Source organism: Burkholderia sp. AU17457 (genome assembly GCF_002223255.1).
GTDB classification, from domain to species: Bacteria; Pseudomonadota; Gammaproteobacteria; order Burkholderiales; family Burkholderiaceae; genus Burkholderia; species Burkholderia sola.
In genome coordinates this window covers 561,944-579,934 of record NZ_NKFB01000004.1, presented here as the reverse complement: position 1 = coordinate 579,934, position 17,991 = coordinate 561,944, and the positions used below count along the sequence as shown (strand labels likewise).

Here is a 17,991-nt window from a genome sequence, read left to right as displayed (position 1 = left end):
CGCCGCTCGAGTTCAGATTTTATCAAACGGGGGGGCCGGAACGCCCGGCTGGCCGGGCGGTTCGGGCGCGAGCGCCGCGCGCAACGTGGTCCAGTGCAACTGCGCGTCGGCGGCCGCGCGCAGCACCGCGGGCAGCACGTCGAGCACGACCGGTTCGCCGCGCGCATCGCGCGCCGCGTGGCCGTCGTGCACGAGCAGGATGTCGCGCGCATCGAGCCCGTGCAGCAGGCGGCGCGTAACGGTCGCGGCGTCGTGCGCCCGCGTGTCGAAGCCGCGCCGCGTCCAGCTCGCCAGTTGCAGGCCGAATTCGCACAGCACCGGTTCGAGAAACGGATTGCGCAGGCCGGCCGGTGCGCGGAAGAACAGCGGGCGCGTGCCGGCGATGTCGGTCAGCGTCTGCTGCGCCGCCGCGATCTCGCGCCGCAGCGCGGCCGGCCCCGACAGCGAGAACGTATGGCGGTGCCGCTGGCTGTGGTTCTCGACCGCATGGCCGCGCGCGACGATCGCCTCGACCCACCGCGGATGGCGGCGCGCGAGATCGCCGATGCAGAAGAACGTCGCGCGCGCGTCGTAACGGTCGAGCAGGTCGAGCACGCGGGGCGTGACGGCCGGGTCGGGACCGTCGTCGATGGTCAGCGCGATGCGGCGGCCCGCGCCGGCCGGCAGGCGTGTCCAGTTCGGGCCGAGCAACGTGCTGCGCGGCCACAGGCCGGCTGCGGTCAACGCGAGATGCGACGCGACCGCGCCGCCGACGGCCCACGGCCACGCGGCAGGTTGCGCGATCACGGCCGCGGCCGCACCCGCGTGCAGCGCGGCGGCGCCCGCGATCAGCGGCGTCGGCTTCCAGCGCCGTGCGTCGCGGGCATCGCGCGGCGAAATGACAGGCGGCACGTTCATGCGCGGCCTCCTCGTTCACGCTTGCCGAGCGCCGCCGTCCCCGCCGCGCGCGGCGCGAGAATCGCCGCGAACGCGAGCGCGAGCATCGCACCGGGGCCGACGGTCAGCCCGAAGGTTTCGAGCAGCGGCACGCGCGACAGCGCGAGCAGCCCGAAGCCGGCGACCGTCGCGAGGTTCGCGATCAGCAGCGACACGAGCGTGTATGGCGTGACGGGCTGCGCGTCGTCGCGCCGGCAGAAGAACAGTGCGTAGTTCGAGCCGACCGCGACGATCAGCAGCATCCCGACGAGGTGCAGGATCGTCAGTGGCACGCCGGCGAGCGCGAAGCCGGCTGTCACGACCAGCACGGCCGAGACGAGCGGGGCGAGGGCGCGCACGGCGCGGCGCGGCGAGCGCAGCGCGATCACCAGCAGCACGGCGATCGCGGCGAAACCCGCGAGCGACAGCCGGATGTCCTCGTGCACGTAGCTCACGTACAGGCGATCGGCTTCGGCCTTCATGTCGACGAACAGCGCATCGGGCACGCCCGCGCGCGCGACGGCCGCGCGAATCGGCGCGGCGTCGAGGCTCGACGACGGCTGCGCGGCGCGCGTGGCGTCGGGCGTCCGCAGCGGCAGCATCGCGCTCCAGCGGCCGTCGCGCTCGGTCAGCAGGGCATCGACGGCGAGCGCCATCGATGTGCCGCGCAGGTCCGCGCGCGTGAGCAGCGGCGCGTGGCGTGCGGCGTCGACGTCGGCGAGGAACGGCGCGAACAGGTCGGGCTTCACCGCGATCGGCTGGTGCGCGACGGCATCGCGCATCCGTGCGGCGAGCGTGCCCGCGTCCGGCAGGCTTGCCTGGCGCGCGCGCTGCGCGGCATCGCTCGGCAGGTAGCGTGCGGGGTTTTCGAAACCTCCGAGCGCGCCCCGGTCGACGAGCGGCTGCAACTGCGCGGCGACTTTTTCCGCGCCTTCGAGCGCGGCTTGTTCGGTCGGCGCGGCGATCACGACGAGGTAGCGCACGTCGGGCGCGCCGACATCGGCGCGCAGCCGGGCGTCGAGCGCCTGCGCCGGCGCGGGCACCGGGCTGAGCGCGGCAAGCTCGCGGCTCCACAGGCCGTCGCGATGCAGCACGAGCGTCGCGCACGCGGCGACCACGAGCACCGCGAGCGGCCAGCGCAGCCGCGGCGCGGCGTCGGCCGCGCGCGCGAGCATGGCGCCGACGCGCGATACGTCGCGGATCGCGACACGCTCGCCGCGCAGGTGCGGCAGCACGAAGCGCGTGACGAGCGCGGCGGCCGTCAGCCCGACGATCGAATAGAGCCCGAGTTGCACGAGGCCCGGGAAGCCGGAGAACAGCATCGACGCGAAGCCGCACACGGACGTCAGCACGCCGAGCCGGATCGTCGGCCAGTACGCGGCGACCCACGCGCGCGTCGCGTCGGCCGGGCGCGCCGCGCCGCGCGTGCTGGCCTGCGCCGATTGCACGAACAGGTAGATCGAATAGTCGACGGCTTCGCCGATCAGCGTCGTGCCGAAACCGAGCGTCAGCCCGTGGACCGTGCCGAACGCGACGCCGACCGCCGCGATTCCGGCCGCGACGCCGGTCAGCACCGGCAGCAGGCCGAGCGCGAGCGTGCGCGGCGAACGGTACAGCGTGAGCAGCAGCGCGACGATCAGCACGACGCTTGCCGTCGACAATCGTTCGACGTCGTGCCGGATCGTATCGCGTGTGGCGACCGAAAACACGCCGGGGCCCGTCATGGCGAGCGTCGCGGCGTTCGCGTTCGGCACGGCCTGCGTCGCGGCCGCGAACGCGCGGCGCACGGCGTCGATCGCGCGGGCCTGCGCGTCGGTATCGGAGCCGGCGGCGGCCGTCTGCACGACCAGCACCGCGCGTGTGCCGTCGCGCGACGCCCACACACCGTCGCGGCTCGCCGGTTCGGCCGCGCTGTCGAGCCCGTCGACGAGCGCGGCGACTTCGCCGGTCGGGTCGCGCGGCAGCATCGCCTTCGCGACGAGGCCGGCCGACGAACCCAGCAGGTCGAGGCTGTCGCCGAGCGCCTGGTGCAGGCCGTCGGCGCTGAAGCGCTGCGGCGTGACGGCCGGGCTCAGCAGATAGCGATGGTCGAAGATGAATTGCCGGTCGCGTGCGTCGTTCGCGGCTTCGCCGTTGTGCACCGCCGCGAACTGCGGATCGGTGCGCAGCGTACCGGCCACGCGCCGCGACAGCGCGGCGCGCGTGCGCGCGTCGCCGCCGTCGATCGCGACGAGGATCAGACGCGACACGATACCGTCGCGCAACTGGTCGACGAGCACGCGTTGCCCGGCGCTCGGCGCATTCGGCAGGAACGCGGACAGGTCGGCCGTGAAGTGCGCGCGCCCGATCGCGACACCGCACGCGACGAGCGCGAGCAGCCATACGAGCACCGCGCGCTGCCGCCATGCGGGCACGCGGCGGACGACGGGGGAGGGGCGCGTACGATCGTCCATCAGTTCGCGTTCGCCGCGACGGGTTGCAGGCGCATCACCGAACGGTCGCCGTCGGCCTGCCGGATCGCGACGCTGCGCAACACGTCGCGCGTGCCGTCGAGCGTGATCGTGCTGACGACCTTCCGCATCCGCGAATCGAGCGGCGTAAGCGTCAGCGTCCAGTCGTCGCCGCGTCCGGAAAGGGCGACCTTGTACACCTGTTCGAGCGCGAAGCGGTTGCCGGCGAGCGTCGCGCGGATGCTGTCGATGAACGCGCCGAGCTCCGGATAGCGCGCGAGCGCAAGCGTGTACTTGCGGTTGTTGCGCTCGACGGTGAGCATGTCGCCGTCGACGACGAGGTGTTCGGGCTTCGGGCTCAGCGTGTGTTTTTCCAGGTGGTCGGGCGCGACGAACATCAGTTCACCCGACGATTCGATCGGCTGCGCGGCGATCGACAGGGTCTTCGTCTCGGTGAAGGTCGCGCGGCCCGACTTGTGCTGCGCGAGCGTCGACATCAGCCGGTCGAGGGTCCACGCCGAGCCGGCATCGGCTGCGTGCGCGGGCATCGCCAGCACGATCGCGGCGGCCGTGGCGGCGAGCACGCGGGCCACGCGGACGATGCGGTGCGACGAGAACGGGAACAGGCGGCGGCGAACGGCGGTCATGCGTCGGAATCCCTCGTGGCGGTCAGGTCGGCGCCGGCGTGCACCGTCTCGCGGCGCGTGGCCGCGGCATCGCCGCCCTTCCAGAAATCGAAATAGTTGAACCAGTTGTACGGCGCCATGCGGCAGTACTTGTCGAGCAGCGCGACGTAGCGCGCGAGCGCCGCGTCGACCGCCGCCGCGCGCGCGTCGCGCCGCACGCCGGAGAAATCGGCGAGCGTCTCGAAGTGCACGTCGTAGCGGTTGCCGTCGCGATAGAGGCCCGTCATGAAGATCACCGGGCGCCTCAGCATCGCGGCCATGTAAAGCGGTCCGAGCGGAAACGCGGCCGGCGCGCCGAGCAGCGGCACGCGCCGCAGCGACGCGGCCGCGTCGTCGAGCAGCGTGCGATCGGCGAGCATGCCGACCATGCAGTTCCCGTCGAGGCGCTCGCGCACCTTCAGCATCGAGTCGACCTGCCCGAGCGGAATCACCTCCGGCTGCGCGGCCGGGTTCACCGCGGCGAGCGTCGCGTTGATCTTGCGCGCGTTCTGCTCGTACATCGTGACGACCACACGCAGGTCCGGACGCGTGCGGCCGATCGCGCGCACGACCTCGAAGCTGCCGAGGTGCGCGCCCATCAGGAACGCGCCGCGCCCATCCGCGAGCGCGGCGTCGACGAGCGTTTCGCCATGCAGCCGGATGTCGAACAGGTCGAAGCGTCCGTTCATCAGGTAGACGCGATCGTGAATCGTCGCCGCGAACGTGAACACGTGCCGGTACACGTCGCGCCAGCGCGCGGGGCGGCCGAGCACGCGGCGCAGGTAGTCGCGCGACGCCGCGCACGCGGCCGGCGAGAACAGCACGAAATACGTCGCGATCAGGTGCAGCACGATGCGCGCGCGCTGTCGGCCGAAGCGCAGCGAAATCCACGTCATCGCGCGCAGCAGGCTCGCATTGCTGCGCTCCTGGCGCTCGGCCCATGCGGTGCGCTTCATCGCTGCGCGCCGTCCTGCGCGGCCGGCGGTGCGGACAGCACGCCGGTCGCGACCTCGCGCGACCCGGCGCGCACCGTGAAGCGGATCGCGCCGCTGGCCGCGGCGTCGTACGCGAGCGCGAGCGGCTCGCCAGGCGCGACCGGGCTCAGGAATTTCGCGGACCCGAGCCGCCACGCATGCAGCGGACGGTTCAGCGCCGCACCGATCGTCTGGATCGCGTGATCGAGCAGCACGACGCCGGGCACGACCGGATGGCCGGGGAAGTGGCCGGGCAGCGCGGGATGGTCGGCGGCAATCGTGAACGCGAGCGCGGGCGGACCGGCCGGGTCGCGCCCGGCCGGCGGCGCGGCCGTTGCAGCCGTCGCACGTGCATGATGCGCGACGAGCGCGGCCAGCACGTCGCGCGGCAGCTTGCCCGTTTCGTTGCGCGGCAGCGCATCGACGAACACGAGCGGGCGCGGCATGAACGCGGGATCGATCCGCTCGCGCAGCGCGCGTTGCAGATCGGCGGCCGCGAGCGTCGGCGCGACGACGAGCGCGACGAGCCGCGTGACCGGTTCGCGCGCCGTGTCGCCGTGCGCGGGCCCGGCTTCGTCGGGCATGAAGAACACGCCGTCGACCACCTGGGCAATCGCGTTGAGCTGATGGTTCAGGTACGCGAGCGACGTGCGCTTGCCGGCGATGTTGACGAGGTCGGCCTTGCGTCCGTGCAGCAGGAACCGGCCGTCGCCGAGCAGTTCGAGCGCGTCGCCCATCGGCACCGGCGCCTCGACGTGCCCGCCCGATACCCACACGGTGGGCCCGCTGTCGTCGCCGCCCGGTTCGTCGCGTGCGTCGAGCCGGATGTCCGGGAACAGCGCCCACGCCGCGCCTTGCGACGTGCGACGGGTCGCGATCTGGCCGGTCTCGGTGCTGCCGTAGATCTCGACGAGCGGCGCGTCGAGCGCGGCCTCGGCTTCGCGCGCGAGTTTTTCCGACAGCGGCGCGGTGGCCGACAGCACGAGCGCCGCGCGCGGCAGCGCATGGCCGGCCGACAGCAGCGCACGCAGGTGGATCGGCGACGTGACGAGCACGCGCGGCTGCGGGATCGCGTCGAGTTCGTCGCGAATGTCGCCCGGGTAGAACGGCTGGCGGTTGCTGAACGCGAGGCCGCCGAGCAGCGCGAGCAGCACCGTCGACTCGAAGCCGTACATGTGCTGCGCGGGCACCGTGCCGATCAGCGTGGCCGCGCGGCCGTCGAGCAGCCCGAGGCGATCGGCCGCCGCGCGCACGCAGGCGACCAGGAAGCCCCAGGTCTTGCGGTGCGGCACCGGCTGGCCGGTCGAGCCGGACGTGAACACGTAGGCCATGATCCGCGCCGCATCGATCTGCGGGACGGCGAACGGCGCGTCGCTCGCCGGTTCGCCCGGCGCGGCGTCGGGATACGCGAAACGCGGCAGGTCGATCGTGCAATCGGGCGCGTCGTGCAGGCAGAACGCGTCGGGCGCGAACGACGCGAGCTGGCGAACCATTTCCGGCGTGTGCGTCGACGGCAGCAGGCTGATCCTGCCGGCGACGAGCGCCGCGCACAGGCTGACCGCGAAACGATAGCGGTCGCGGCACACGTTGAACACGTGGCCGCCGGCGGGCAGCGCGGCGGCCACGCGCGCGACGTCGGCGACGAAGGCGCGCACGGTGACGGGCGAGCCGTCGCGCCAGGCGATCGTCTGGTCCGGCGAGGAATGGAATACCAGCGGGTGAGTCGGCATAAATCGGTCAAGACGGAAACGAAGGCCGGCGCGGCCGCGCCGGTCATGAATTCATCGCGAGCCCTGCGATGCGTGGGTCGACGCGCGATACGCGCGCACCGCGTCGACCATCCGCGGCCGCGGCTCGTGCGGCAGCGCGAAACGCCGGCACGCATGCTCGGCCGCGAACATCACGGCGACGAGCGGCAGCGACAGATAGTTCGCGAAGGTCGACCACGCGACGATCGGCGCGGTCGCGAACAGCAGCGTCGACACGGCGGCGATCGCGACGAAGAACAGCGTCCACGCGAGCGTGATCCGCCGCGTGTAGCGCGCGACGGCCGGCGTGACCGTGCCGTGGATCATCGCCGCGAAGCGCGTGCACAGCGGGACCTGGCCGGCCGCGAGCGTGCGGCCGAACAGCAGCGCCATCGCGACGTTGAAGCTCGCGTGCTCCAGATACAGGCCCCATTCGAAATGCTGCGCGAGCGGCGCGCGCGCGGCCCACAGCGCGGCGGCAACCAGCAGCCAGGCCGGCACGAGCCACGCGCGCCGTGGCGAGCGCAGCGCCGCGCCCAGCGCGAGCAGCAGCGGCGGCACGAGCGCCATCGCGAGGCCGAAGCCATGCGCGCCGGGCGTGGCGCTCGCGTAGTGCGCGCCGGCCTGGTAGGCGGCTACGGCGCCGACTGCTGCGACACCGCGCACGACGGCCAGCAGCCGGCTCATCGGCGGCCTCCGGGCGCGCGGCGCGCGCAGCGCTCGGCGACCGGGCTGCAGCGGTTGACGGGCGGGCGAACCGGAACGGAGCGCAAGGGCGGATGCGGCATGACTGGAAACATCGGGCGGATCGTGGCCGGACGCGATGGTCGGGCCGTCAAACATCATATGAATGGTGGCCGGGACGCGGTCCGGGCCGGTGGTCGGGCACGCTCATTTTAGGGCCGCGGCAGCGCGCGTTCGGGGTGGCCGCGACCGGGTTTTGTAACCGATTGTATGGCACCGGACGAACGATTTCGCGGGGTCGGTCCATTTCCGTCCAAAGCGGCTCAAGCGTCTCGTGTATTCGCGCCCGAAACGGGCCGCGGCGACGGCTCGCCAGTCTTGTAACCATTCGCGGTATACGACCCGATACCCTTCGTCTAGAATCCGCGTAACTTTTACAAACGATCCCCCGATAACGCAGGCGGGGAAGCCGGCAGACGCCGGAGGGACGGAGATTTTGCACGCGCCGGGCGTGCCCGACGGTTGCCGTTTCCGTGCACCTCCCGCCGCGATGGGCCGCCTGCACGCACCCATGATGAACGCACTGGAACAAGAGCTCGCCACGCTGATCATCGGCGAATTGAATCTCGAAGACGTCCCGCTCGACACAGTGACGGCCGACACTCCGCTGTATGGCGAAGGTTTCGGGCTCGACTCCATCGACATCCTGGAAATCGCGCTGCTGATTTCGAAGAAATACGGCTTCGAACTGCGCTCGGACAATCCGGACAACCAAAAGATCTTTGCGACGCTCGGTGCGTTGGCGGCCTACGTCGCCGCCCATCGCACGAAGTGACGGCGGCGCTCGACGGACGACGCGCGGCCGCGTCGATCGAGGTGAGAACGCGATGAACGGAGCAATTCGATGCGGGCGCTCGTGACGGGCGGCAGCGGCGCACTCGGGCAGGCGATCTGCACGGCGCTCGCGCAGGCCGGCCATGAAGTGTGGGTGCATGCGAACCGCCATCTCGCGCAGGCGGAGGCCGTCGCGCAGCAGATCGTCGCGGCCGGCGGCGCCGCGCACGCGATCGCGTTCGACGTGACCGACGCCGATGCGACGCTCGCCGCGCTGCAGCCGTTCATCGACGATGCGCCGGTGCAGATCCTCGTCAACAACGCGGGCATTCACGACGACGCGCCGATGGCCGGCATGTCGCGCCGGCAATGGCACGGCGTGATCGACGTGACGCTCAACGGCTTTTTCAACGTCACGCAGCCGCTGCTGCTGCCGATGATCCGCACGCGGCACGGCCGGATCGTCAACATCGCGTCGGTGGCCGGCGTGACCGGCAATCGCGGGCAGGCCAACTACGCGGCCGCGAAGGCCGGGCTGATCGGCGCGACGAAGTCGCTGTCGCTGGAGCTCGCGTCGCGCGGCATCACCGTGAACGCGGTGGCGCCCGGCATCATCGCATCGCCGATGGCCGAACAGGCGTTTCCCGCCGAACGCATCAAGCAGCTCGTGCCCGCGCAGCGCGCGGGCCGGCCCGACGAAGTCGCGGCGATGGTCGCGTACCTGGTATCCGACGCCGCGGCCTATGTGACGGGGCAGGTGTTGTCCGTCAACGGCGGGCTCGCGTGACGACGCGCGCCGCGTTGGCCTGACGTAACGCAACACGGTGCGGTGCCGCGTTGCCGCGCGGCCTGCGCCGCATAGTGAGGAAATCGAAGTGTCCGTGCATCCAGCCCGCGCCGAACGGCGTCCGAGTCCGCTGTTGCCTTCCGCCGCGCCGTTCGCGCACGGCGGCGAGCCCGCGCTGCGGCTCGTCCAGATGCGCGACGCGCGGCTCGTCGCGCTGCTGCACGACGCGCGCAGCCGGGGCGACGAACTGGATCGCGTGTTTCCCGGCGCGCTGGGCGCGGTGTGCATCGGCGCGGCGGGAGCACCGGACGAGTCGCGCGCCGACTCAATGGCGCGGATGCTGACCGATGCCGCGCCCGGCCTGCCGGTCGCGCCGGTACAGATGGCGCTGCTCGGCACCGAGGTCGCGCCGGGCGATGCCGTCTGCGAACTGTGGCAATGCGATGCGCACGACCTGCGCGGCGCGCGACACGGTGCGCTGCACTATCGCTACAGCGAAACGGCGGGGCTCGTGTTCGGCAGCCTCGTCGTGCACGAGACGGACGCGTCGTGCGACGCGCCGCACGACGGCGGCACGCCGCTCGAACGCGCGACGTTCGACGCGTACCGCGCGCTGTTCGGCCTGCTCGATACGCTCGGCATGCCGCATCCGCTGCGGATCTGGAACACCGTGCCGGCGATCAATGCGGTGCAGGGCGGGATAGAGCGCTATCGTCAGTTCAATATCGGCCGTCAGCGTGCGTTCGACGCGTGCCGACGCGCGCTCACGGGCAGCGTGCCGGCTGCGTGCGCGCTCGGCTCGGTCGTGCCGGTCGGGGGCGATGCATCGCCGGCCGCGCCGCTCGCGATTCATTTCCTCGCGAGCCGCACGCCGGCCGATTCCATCGAGAACCCGCGCCAGGTCAGCGCGTATCACTATCCGGCGCAGTACGGCCCGCGTGCGCCGACGTTCGCGCGCGCCGCCGCGTGGGCCGACGGCCATGCGGCGCCGGTGCTGTTCGTATCGGGCACCGCGAGCATCGTCGGGCACCGTACCGTGCATCGCGGCGACGTCGTCGCGCAGACGCGCGAGACGGTCGCGAATTTCGCGGCCGTGCTCGAGCAGGCCGCGCGGCAGGGGCACGGCCCGTTCTCGCTCGCCGACCTGAGCTATCGCGTCTACGTGCGCGACGCCGGCGATACCGCGGCGCTGGCCGCGATCGGCCGCGTGCTGCGCGACGCGGCCGGTCCCCACGTGCGGCCGCTGTTCGTGCATGCGGACGTGTGTCGCGACGACCTGCTGGTCGAGATCGAGGCCAGCGCCGGTCATGCGATGGAGTGGCTGTCATGAAGCGCGAGAGCCTCGCGATCGGGCAGCCGGTCCGGCCCGCGGCCGGCGTCGACGACGCGTGCCGGCGTTCGCCGGCAAGTCATACACTTTTGTCAGGCTCCCCGTCTTCCCCATCGGCTGTTTCCATGTCCAAGCTGCACGCGTCGTCCACCCATCTCGTCCTGATTCCGAGCTACAACCCGGGCGCCAAGGTCGACACGACCGTGCGCAATGCGCGCGCGCAGTGGAATCCGGTGTGGGTCGTCGTCGACGGCAGCACCGACGGCAGCGCCGAACGGCTGCAGGCGATGGCCGAGCGCGATCCCGGCCTGCGCGTGATCGTGCTGCCGGAGAATCGCGGCAAGGGCGCTGCGGTGCTCGCGGGGCTCGACGCGGCCGCCGCGAGCGGCTTCACGCACGTGCTGACGATGGATTCGGACGGCCAGCATCCGGCCGACCTGATTCCCGTTTTCATGGCGGCATCGCAGGCCGCGCCCGATGCGATGGTGCTCGGCGTGCCGAAGTTCGACGCGAGCGCGCCGCGGTTGCGCGTGCAGGGGCGCCGGCTGTCGAACGCGTGGGCCGACCTCGAGACGCTATGGGCCGGGATCGGCGATTCGCTGTACGGCTTTCGCGTGTATCCGGTCGCGCCGCTGGCGGCGATCATGCGGCGCCAGCCGTGGATGCGCGGCTTCGACTTCGATCCCGAAGCGGCCGTGCGGCTGTGCTGGGCCGGCGTGCGCCCGATCCGGATCGATGCGCCGGTGCGCTATTTCGGCCGCCACGAAGGCGGCGTGTCGCATTTTCACTACGGCCGCGACAACGCGCTGCTCGCGTGGATGCACCTGCGCCTGTTCACCGGCTTCGCGATGCGGCTGCCGATGCTCGTCGCGCGCCGCCTGACGCGGCGCCGCGACCAGACGGCCTGAGCGCAGGTCGGTCCGCTTCCGTTCCCCGGTCGCCGTGCCGGGCGCGGCGATTGCCACGCCGTTCGCCGTCAATCCGGGGCCGGATCGCCGCATCATGTCGATCCGCTGAGTAATGAGCGTGTCATCTGATGTAAACAACTGGTAATTTTCTGCCGGATTATGCAAAATCGCCGCTCCCAAATACAACTATCGAGGGATTCCGGGATGCAACTCAAGAAAGCGGTGGCGGCATGTGGCGTGGCGTTTCTGTTGAGCGCATGCGGCGGGGTGCAAAACCTTGACGCGAACAGCCTGACGTCGGCGGGGACCAACCTGTACAAGGCGGCGACGCTGTCGGACAGCGACATCGCCGCGCTGTCGAACGAGTCGTGCAAGTCGAGCGACGCCGAATCGAAGATCGCGCCGGCGAACAGCGCGTACGCGAAGCGCCTGACGAAGGTGATGAAGGGCTTCGGCGACATGACGCTGAACGGCCAGAAGATCAACTACAAGGTCTACATGACCAAGGACGTCAACGCGTGGGCGATGGGCAACGGCTGCGTGCGCGTGTACAGCGGCCTGATGGACATGATGAACGACGACGAGCTGCGCGGCGTGATCGGCCATGAAATGGGCCACGTCGCACTCGGCCACTCGAAGAAGGCGATGCAGACGGCATATGCGGTGAGCGCGGCGCGTACCGCGGCCGGCGCGGCTTCGCCGGGCGTGGCGGCGCTGACGAGCTCGCAGCTCGGCGACATCACCGAGAAGTTCATCAACGCGCAGTTCTCGCAGACGCAGGAAAGCGCGGCCGACGACTACTCGTTCGACCTGATGAAGCAGAAGAGCATGAACCAGAAGGGCCTCGTCACCGCGTTCCAGAAGCTCGCGCAGCTGGACGGCGGCAAGAGCTCGATGATGAGCTCGCATCCGTCGTCGTCGAGCCGTGCGCAGCACATCCAGGATCGCATCGCGAAGGGCAGCTGATCGCGCAACGGATCGCCGGCCGTCCGCGCCGGCGATCGGCAGGTGAAGTGAAAAACCCACGCTCGTTCGGGCGTGGGTTTTTTGTTTGTTCGGCGTGCACGTCGCGCCTTACGGCACCATCCCCGGCAGCACGTACGCCTGCACGAGCGTGATCAGTCCGACGATCACCGCGAACAGCAGGCTGTGCCGCACCGTGAAGCGGAACAGCTCGGATTCCTTGCCGACGAGGCCCGTCGCCGCGCACGCGACCGCGATCGACTGCGGCGAGATCATCTTCGCGGTCACGCCGCCCGTCGTGTTCGCGGCGACCGCGAGCGTCTCGGGCACGCCGAGCTGATGGGCGGTGGCCTGCTGCAGCGAGCAGAACAGCGCGTTCGACGACGTGTCCGAGCCGGTCAGGAACACGCCGAGCCAGCCGAGGAACGGCGAGAAGAACGGGAACGCGCCGCCGGTCGCGGCCAGCATCAGCGCGAGCGTCGACGACATCCCCGAGTAGTTCGCGACGAACGCGAACGCGAGTACGAGGCCGATCGACAGGATCGGGCGCGTCAGTTCCTTCAGCGTCTCGCCGAACGTGACGAGCGCGTCGCGCGGCTTCATCCGCAACAGCGCCATCGAGATCAGCGCGGTCACGAGGATCGCGCTGCCGACCGCCGACACGAGATCGATCTTCAGCACCGCGTCGAGCGCCTTCGGCGTCGCGGCGATCGGCGCGGTCTTCACGACGAGCTGGTCGAGCCCGGCCACGTGAAACTTCAGCACGGTCGAAGCAAGCGCGCCGTGCGCGGCGAACAGCGCCTTGAACGGCGCGATGCTCCACACGGTGACGACGGCCGTCAGGATCAGGAACGGCGACCACGCGCGCACGGTTTGCGCGAACGTGTACGGCGACGCCTGGCGGCTCGTGCCCGCCCCGTTGCCGCCCGCGCCGAACCCGGCGAGCGCCGCGCCGCCGCCGGACGCGACGATTGCGCCTGCCGTCTGCTTCGCGCTGCTCGGCTGCCAGACCTTCAGGAACGCGGCGAGCGACACGAGACTGACGAGCGACGACGTGATGTCCGGCAGCTCCGGCCCGATGTGGTTCGACGTGAAGTACTGCGTGACCGCGAAGCTGCCGCCCGCGACGAGTGCGGCCGGCCACGTCTGCCGTACGCCGCGCAGCCCGTCCATCATGAACACGAGCCAGAACGGCACCGCGAGCGACAGCAGCGGCAGCTGGCGGCCAGCCATCGCGCCGATGTGGAATGCGTCGATGCCCGTCACCTGCCCGGCGACGATGATCGGGATGCCCATCGCGCCGAACGCCACCGGCGCGGTGTTTGCAATCAGACACAGTCCGGCCGCATGCAGCGGCTTGAAGCCGAGGCCGACGAGCAGCGCGGCCGTGATCGCGACGGGTGCGCCGAAGCCGGCCGCGCCTTCGAGGAACGCACCGAACGAGAAGCCGATCAGCAGCATCTGCAGCCGCTGGTCGTCGGTGATCGACAGCACCGACGCGCGGATGATGTCGAACTGGCCGGTCTTCACGACGATCTTGTACAGGAACACCGCCGCGACGATGATCCACGCGATCGGCCACAGGCCGTACGCGAAGCCGAAGCCGGCCGCCGCGAGCGCTTGCGGCACGGGCATGCCGTACGCGACGATCGCGACGCCGAGCGCCAGCAGCAGCGTGATCGCGGCCGCGACGTGGCCCTTCATCCGCAGCGCGGCGAGCGCGACGAAAAAGAAGACGATCGGAATCGCGGCGACGAGTGCCGACAGCCCGAGGCTGCCGAGCGGGGTGTAGATCTGATGCCAAACCTGCATGGTTGTCTCCTCCATGGATTTATCGGGGTACGGGTTTGAAAGCGGATGCGCTATTCGGGCTGGCCGCGGGCGCGCAGCAGGTCGGACAGGCTGCGCGGCGCCGGTTCGAGCGGCGTGCGGTGCTGCGTCCAGCCCAGTTGTTTCGCGGGCGTCAGCGCGCGCAGGCGGGTCGCGGCCCAGCGGAATGCGCGGTACGCGCGCGGATGCGCGAACGCGCCCGACCAGAAGCGCCACACGAGTTCTTCCGCGCGGTGGTAGTTCGCGCCCTGGCCGCGCAGCGGATGCGCGACCGGTTCGTCGGGCTTGCGGTTCGCTTCGGTGCGCAGCCGCACGAGCAATTGCGGGATCGGGATGCGCACCGGGCACACCTCGCCGCATGCGCCGCACAGCGTCGACGCGGTCGGCAGGTCGGCCGTTGCGTCGAGGCCGAGCAGGTGCGGCGAGATGATCTTGCCGATCGGGCCCGGGTAGGTCGTGCCGTACGCGTGGCCGCCGATGCGCGTATAGACGGGGCAGTGATTCATGCACGCGCCGCAGCGGATGCATTGCAGCGTCGCGCGCAACTGTTCGTCCGCGTACGCCTGCGTGCGGCCGTTGTCGAGCAGCACGAGGTGCAGCTCGCGCGGGCCGTCGCGTTCGCCGTCGCGGCGCGGGCCCGAGATCAGGTTGAAGTAGGTCGTGATCGCCTGGCCGGTGGCCGAGCGCGTGAGCAGGCTCGACAGCGGCACGATGTGCTCGAGCTTCTCGACGACCTTCTCGATCCCCATGATCGCCACGTGCGTGTCGGGCACCGTCGTCGACAGGCGGCCGTTGCCTTCGTTCTCGACGAGCCACAGCGTGCCCGTGTCGGCCGCCGCGAAATTGACGCCCGACAGGCCGATGTCCGCTTCCGCGAACGCGCGGCGCAGCGCGCGCCGGCCGGTCTGGATCAGTTCGTCGACGTCTTCCGTGTAGCGCGTGCCGGGGAGGTGCGCCTCGAACAGTTCGGCGATGTCGCCGCGGGTCTTGTGGATCGCCGGCATCACGATGTGCGACGGCTTCTCGCCCGCGAGCTGCACGATGAATTCGCCCATGTCGGATTCGATGCAGTCGACACCGTGTTCCGCGAGGTAATGATTCAGCTCGATTTCCTCGCTCGCCATCGACTTGCCCTTGATCACGCGGCGCGCCTTCTTCGCCTGCGCGATGCCGAGCACGATCGCGTTCGCGTCGGCGGCCGTCTCGGCCCAGTGCACGTGCACGCCGGCTGCGGTGAGCTTCGTCTCCAGCCGTTCGAGCAGCGCGGGCAGTTGCGCGAGCGCGTGCTGCCGGACGGCTTCGCCGAGATCGCGCAGGTGCTGCAGCTCGGTGTCGTCGGGGAATTGCGCCGCGCGCTTGCCTTGCAGGAAGTCCATCGCGCCGCGAAAGCTCCGGCGCAGCGCCGGATCGTCGAGCGCGGCGCGCGCACGGGTCTTGAAGTCGCCGGGGGAGACGAATTGCAGCGGGTGGTCGCTCATCGCGGCAGGTCCTCGCAAGCGGGGGCGGCCGGCGGCGCGGCCGAATCGGTGACGATCACGACCCACAGGCGGCGCGGGCCGTGCGCGCCATAGGCGAGCGTCTGCTGGATGTCGGACGTCTTCGACGGGCCCGATACCAGCACGAGGTTCGTCGGCATGCCGGCTTGCCAGTGCTCCGCGTGCACGGCGGCGTGCAGGTCCGCATGCAGCGTGCTCGCATGCACGAGCGCGATGTGCAGCGGTGGCACCAGCGACACCGTGCGCGGCGTGCCGGCATCGGGCGCGAGCACCAGCGTGCCGGTGGCCGCGATGCCCGAGCGTGCGACGGTGAAGCCCGCGTCGATCGTGTCGAACAGTTCGGTTTTCCACGCGTCGATCGGCCGGTCGAACGGCACCGGCGCGACCGTATCGGGCAGCGCGCAGGCAAGCGCCGCGGATTCGGCGCGGGCCGGGTCGAGCAGCAGGCGGCGCACGCCGGCGTCGGCCAGACGTGCGGCGAGCTGCGCGGGCCATGCGTCGGCGCTCGCGCACCAGACTTCGGCGTGCGACGCGGCGAGCGCCGTCTGCATCGCCTGCACGCGCGCATCGGAGGCGCGGCCGGCCGATGCACGGCGCGTGTCGTAATGCGCGTCGATGCGCGCATCGAGCGCAGGCGCGGCGTTCGTCGCGACGCCCGGTGCGGCGGCGCGCAGCCGCGCGAGGATCGCGTCGCGTGCGCTCATTTCGACTCTCCGCGCAGCGAGCCGGCGCCGGCCGTGCGGCGCCACAGGAAGCTCGCGAGATGTTCGACGGGCAGCGCCGCGCCGGCCTTGGCCGCGGCGTGGCCGATGTTCAGCAGGCAGCCGCAGTCGGCCGACACGAGCCGGTCGCAGCCCGTCGCGCACGCCGATGCGACCTTGTCGCGCACCATCGCGCCCGATATGTCCGGATGCTTCAGCGAGAACGTGCCGCCGAAGCCGCAGCATTCGGATTCGCGTTCGTGTTCGATGCGCGTCACGCCCGGCAGCGCGTCGACGAGCGCGACGCCGTGCACGCGCGTGCCCATCTCGCGCCGTGCCGCGCACGACGTGTGCAGCACGACGCGTTCGTCGGGGCCGGCGTCGGTCATGACCGCGTCGAGCTGCACGTCGAGCACATGGACGAGGAATTCGGCGAGTTCGTAGGTCCGCTCCGCGATCGCGCGTGCTTTCGGGCCGTGAACGGGATCGTCGGCGAACAGCGCCGGCCAATGGTGCCGGATCATGCCCGCGCACGAACCGGACGGCACGATCACCGGCCACGGTTGCGCGAACAGGTCGAGCTGCGCGGCCGCGACGCGGCGCGCTTCGTCGGGATTGCCGCTGCTGTAGGCCGGCTGCCCGCAACAGCTTTGGCCGCGCGGATAGTGGACGGTCAGCCCCTCGCGTTCCAGCAGGCGGACCGCGTCGAGCCCTGCTTCGGGGACGAACAGGTCGACCAGGCAGGTCGCGAACAGATAGACGTGCGCGGGGGCGGTGGGGTAAGGCCGTGGGTTCATGTCTCGCTCCAGAGGCGACGGCCCGGCGTGCGGAGCGTCGATTTCGCTGCATAATTCCCCCGTCCGCGCCGCAGCTCAAATTGGTTGGGCCAATCGGGGGCGGCACGCATTCCGCGAGGAGACGCGACGATGGCGGCGATGACGGCACGGGGCCGGACCGAAGTGGTGATGCGCAAGATCGAGACGGCGCTGCTCGACGGCACGTGGCCGGCCGGCGCGCGGCTGCCGGCCGAGCGCGTGCTCGCGCAGCAGTACGGCGTCGCGCGCAATACGGTGCGCGAGGCGACCCAGCGGCTCGTCGCGCGCGGGCTGCTGCAGAGCCGGCGCGGCGCGGGCGTTTACGTGACCGACCAGTTGCGCGCCGGCATCGCGTCGCCGTGGGGCCAACTGGTCGCCGATCATCCGGCGCTGCGCGACGACATCCTCGAATTCCGCCGCGTGCTGGAAGGCGCGACCGCCTATTTCGCCGCGCTGCGGGCCGATGCGAACGACCGGCGCCGGATCCGCGCGCTGCTGCGCGAGCTCGAAACCGCGCATGCGAACGACGATGCGGCCGTCGAAGCCGCGACCGATGCGAAGCTGCACGAGGCGATCGCGCTCGCGTCGCGCAACACGATGTTCCTGCACCTGCATACGAGCGTGATCGGAATGTTGCGCGAGCATATTTCGATCAACGTGGCCGGGATGACGACGGAGGACGAGCAGGCATCCGAATTGCTCCTGTTGCAGCACCGGGTGGTGTGCGACGCGATTTGCGCGCACCGCCCCGAAGAGGCGCGCACCGCGATGCAGACGCACATCGACTACGTGCGCAGCCATTTCGAGCGCAGCGGCGACGCGTCATGAGATTGGTCGGACCAGCGGCTGCGATGGCCTGCGGGGCCTCCCGATTGACCGGTTCGTCGGGCG

The 17,991-nt window shown here is 71.0% G+C and carries 16 protein-coding genes; 6 read left to right on the top strand and 10 right to left on the bottom strand.

All coding sequences use genetic code 11. From position 1 onward, the window contains the following. Window positions 1–12 precede the first annotated feature (12 nt). The 6 genes from CFB49_RS15000 to CFB49_RS14975 are packed head-to-tail and all read right to left on the bottom strand — an operon-like array spanning window position 13 to window position 7,439. Entirely contained in the window at window positions 13–897 is an 885-nt protein-coding gene (locus CFB49_RS15000; RefSeq protein WP_089491667.1) for a polysaccharide deacetylase family protein, read from the bottom strand. Further along, window positions 894–3,368 carry an MMPL family transporter gene (locus tag CFB49_RS14995; RefSeq protein ID WP_089491666.1) on the bottom strand — a complete coding sequence of 825 codons (2,475 nt, stop codon included), beginning with the start codon at window positions 3,366–3,368 and terminating at the stop codon, window positions 894–896. The genes CFB49_RS15000 and CFB49_RS14995 overlap by 4 nt, the downstream gene beginning before the upstream one ends. Then, window positions 3,368–4,012 (bottom strand): outer membrane lipoprotein carrier protein LolA, encoded by a 645-nt coding sequence (locus CFB49_RS14990; RefSeq protein WP_089491665.1) that lies wholly within the window; start codon window positions 4,010–4,012, stop codon window positions 3,368–3,370. Before CFB49_RS14990 ends, CFB49_RS14995 begins: the two co-directional genes overlap by 1 nt. Further along, on the bottom strand, window positions 4,009–4,986 hold the full coding sequence (locus tag CFB49_RS14985) for an LpxL/LpxP family acyltransferase (protein ID WP_089491664.1): 978 nt from the start codon (window positions 4,984–4,986) through the stop codon (window positions 4,009–4,011). The genes CFB49_RS14990 and CFB49_RS14985 overlap by 4 nt, the downstream gene beginning before the upstream one ends. After that, window positions 4,983–6,734: an acyl-CoA synthetase family protein gene (locus tag CFB49_RS14980; protein ID WP_089491663.1), complete on the bottom strand. Its 1,752-nt coding sequence runs from the start codon at window positions 6,732–6,734 to the stop codon at window positions 4,983–4,985. The genes CFB49_RS14985 and CFB49_RS14980 overlap by 4 nt, the downstream gene beginning before the upstream one ends. A 51-nt stretch (window positions 6,735–6,785) precedes the next feature. Continuing rightward, window positions 6,786–7,439 (bottom strand): hypothetical protein, encoded by a 654-nt coding sequence (locus CFB49_RS14975; protein WP_089491662.1) that lies wholly within the window; start codon window positions 7,437–7,439, stop codon window positions 6,786–6,788. Window positions 7,440–7,986: 547 nt separating this feature from the next. Between CFB49_RS14975 and CFB49_RS14965 the strand changes: the two genes are divergently transcribed. The 5 genes from CFB49_RS14965 to CFB49_RS14945 all read left to right on the top strand — a co-directional run bounded on the left by CFB49_RS14965 (window position 7,987) and on the right by CFB49_RS14945 (window position 12,261). Beyond that, on the top strand, window positions 7,987–8,271 hold the full coding sequence (locus CFB49_RS14965) for a phosphopantetheine-binding protein (protein ID WP_084044082.1): 285 nt from the start codon (window positions 7,987–7,989) through the stop codon (window positions 8,269–8,271). 69 nt (window positions 8,272–8,340) lie between these two features. Further along, window positions 8,341–9,057 (top strand): 3-oxoacyl-ACP reductase FabG, encoded by a 717-nt coding sequence (gene fabG / locus CFB49_RS14960; RefSeq protein ID WP_089435640.1) that lies wholly within the window; start codon window positions 8,341–8,343, stop codon window positions 9,055–9,057. A 37-nt stretch (window positions 9,058–9,094) separates the two neighbouring features. After that, on the top strand, window positions 9,095–10,387 hold the full coding sequence (locus tag CFB49_RS14955) for a chorismate transformation enzyme, FkbO/Hyg5 family (protein WP_089491661.1): 1,293 nt from the start codon (window positions 9,095–9,097) through the stop codon (window positions 10,385–10,387). A 125-nt stretch (window positions 10,388–10,512) separates the two neighbouring features. Next, a complete protein-coding gene (locus CFB49_RS14950; protein WP_069621791.1) occupies window positions 10,513–11,295 on the top strand; it encodes a glycosyltransferase family 2 protein in 783 nt (260 codons plus the stop codon). A gap of 204 nt (window positions 11,296–11,499) precedes the next feature. Next, a complete protein-coding gene (locus CFB49_RS14945) occupies window positions 11,500–12,261 on the top strand; it encodes a M48 family metalloprotease (RefSeq protein ID WP_069621790.1) in 762 nt (253 codons plus the stop codon). A gap of 108 nt (window positions 12,262–12,369) precedes the next feature. Here the strand turns inward: CFB49_RS14945 and CFB49_RS14940 are convergent, their stop codons facing one another. Genes CFB49_RS14940 through CFB49_RS14925 form a run of 4 tightly spaced genes read right to left on the bottom strand, consistent with a single transcriptional unit; the run spans window position 12,370 to window position 17,082 of the window. Next, window positions 12,370–14,070, bottom strand: coding sequence for a lactate permease LctP family transporter (locus CFB49_RS14940; protein WP_089435638.1), 1,701 nt, complete (start codon window positions 14,068–14,070; stop codon window positions 12,370–12,372). Between the two features lie 50 nt (window positions 14,071–14,120). Next, window positions 14,121–15,566 (bottom strand): LutB/LldF family L-lactate oxidation iron-sulfur protein, encoded by a 1,446-nt coding sequence (locus CFB49_RS14935; protein WP_089491660.1) that lies wholly within the window; start codon window positions 15,564–15,566, stop codon window positions 14,121–14,123. Beyond that, window positions 15,563–16,288: a LutC/YkgG family protein gene (locus tag CFB49_RS14930; protein ID WP_089491843.1), complete on the bottom strand. Its 726-nt coding sequence runs from the start codon at window positions 16,286–16,288 to the stop codon at window positions 15,563–15,565. Before CFB49_RS14930 ends, CFB49_RS14935 begins: the two co-directional genes overlap by 4 nt. After that, complete coding sequence (locus CFB49_RS14925) at window positions 16,285–17,082, bottom strand: (Fe-S)-binding protein (protein WP_089491659.1); 798 nt, start codon at window positions 17,080–17,082, stop codon at window positions 16,285–16,287. Before CFB49_RS14925 ends, CFB49_RS14930 begins: the two co-directional genes overlap by 4 nt. Before the next feature lie 129 nt (window positions 17,083–17,211). On the opposite strand from CFB49_RS14925, the gene CFB49_RS14920 reads away from it, so the two are divergent. After that, entirely contained in the window at window positions 17,212–17,928 is a 717-nt protein-coding gene (locus CFB49_RS14920) for a FadR/GntR family transcriptional regulator (protein ID WP_089491658.1), read from the top strand. Window positions 17,929–17,991: the final 63 nt, after the last annotated feature.

Bases quoted from the DNA above. Each gene is read 5' to 3' on its own strand.
- CFB49_RS15000 (WP_089491667.1), bottom strand. From the start codon at position 897: ATGAACGTGCCGCCTGTCATTTCGCCGCGCGATGCCCGCGACGCACGG.
- CFB49_RS14995 (WP_089491666.1), bottom strand. From the start codon at position 3,368: ATGGACGATCGTACGCGCCCCTCCCCCGTCGTCCGCCGCGTGCCCGCA.
- CFB49_RS14990 (WP_089491665.1), bottom strand. From the start codon at position 4,012: ATGACCGCCGTTCGCCGCCGCCTGTTCCCGTTCTCGTCGCACCGCATC.
- CFB49_RS14985 (WP_089491664.1), bottom strand. From the start codon at position 4,986: ATGAAGCGCACCGCATGGGCCGAGCGCCAGGAGCGCAGCAATGCGAGC.
- CFB49_RS14980 (WP_089491663.1), bottom strand. From the start codon at position 6,734: ATGCCGACTCACCCGCTGGTATTCCATTCCTCGCCGGACCAGACGATC.
- CFB49_RS14975 (WP_089491662.1), bottom strand. From the start codon at position 7,439: ATGAGCCGGCTGCTGGCCGTCGTGCGCGGTGTCGCAGCAGTCGGCGCC.
- CFB49_RS14965 (WP_084044082.1), top strand. From the start codon at position 7,987: ATGGGCCGCCTGCACGCACCCATGATGAACGCACTGGAACAAGAGCTC.
- fabG (WP_089435640.1), top strand. From the start codon at position 8,341: ATGCGGGCGCTCGTGACGGGCGGCAGCGGCGCACTCGGGCAGGCGATC.
- CFB49_RS14950 (WP_069621791.1), top strand. From the start codon at position 10,513: ATGTCCAAGCTGCACGCGTCGTCCACCCATCTCGTCCTGATTCCGAGC.
- CFB49_RS14945 (WP_069621790.1), top strand. From the start codon at position 11,500: ATGCAACTCAAGAAAGCGGTGGCGGCATGTGGCGTGGCGTTTCTGTTG.
- CFB49_RS14940 (WP_089435638.1), bottom strand. From the start codon at position 14,070: ATGCAGGTTTGGCATCAGATCTACACCCCGCTCGGCAGCCTCGGGCTG.
- CFB49_RS14935 (WP_089491660.1), bottom strand. From the start codon at position 15,566: ATGAGCGACCACCCGCTGCAATTCGTCTCCCCCGGCGACTTCAAGACC.
- CFB49_RS14930 (WP_089491843.1), bottom strand. From the start codon at position 16,288: ATGAGCGCACGCGACGCGATCCTCGCGCGGCTGCGCGCCGCCGCACCG.
- CFB49_RS14925 (WP_089491659.1), bottom strand. From the start codon at position 17,082: ATGAACCCACGGCCTTACCCCACCGCCCCCGCGCACGTCTATCTGTTC.
- CFB49_RS14920 (WP_089491658.1), top strand. From the start codon at position 17,212: ATGGCGGCGATGACGGCACGGGGCCGGACCGAAGTGGTGATGCGCAAG.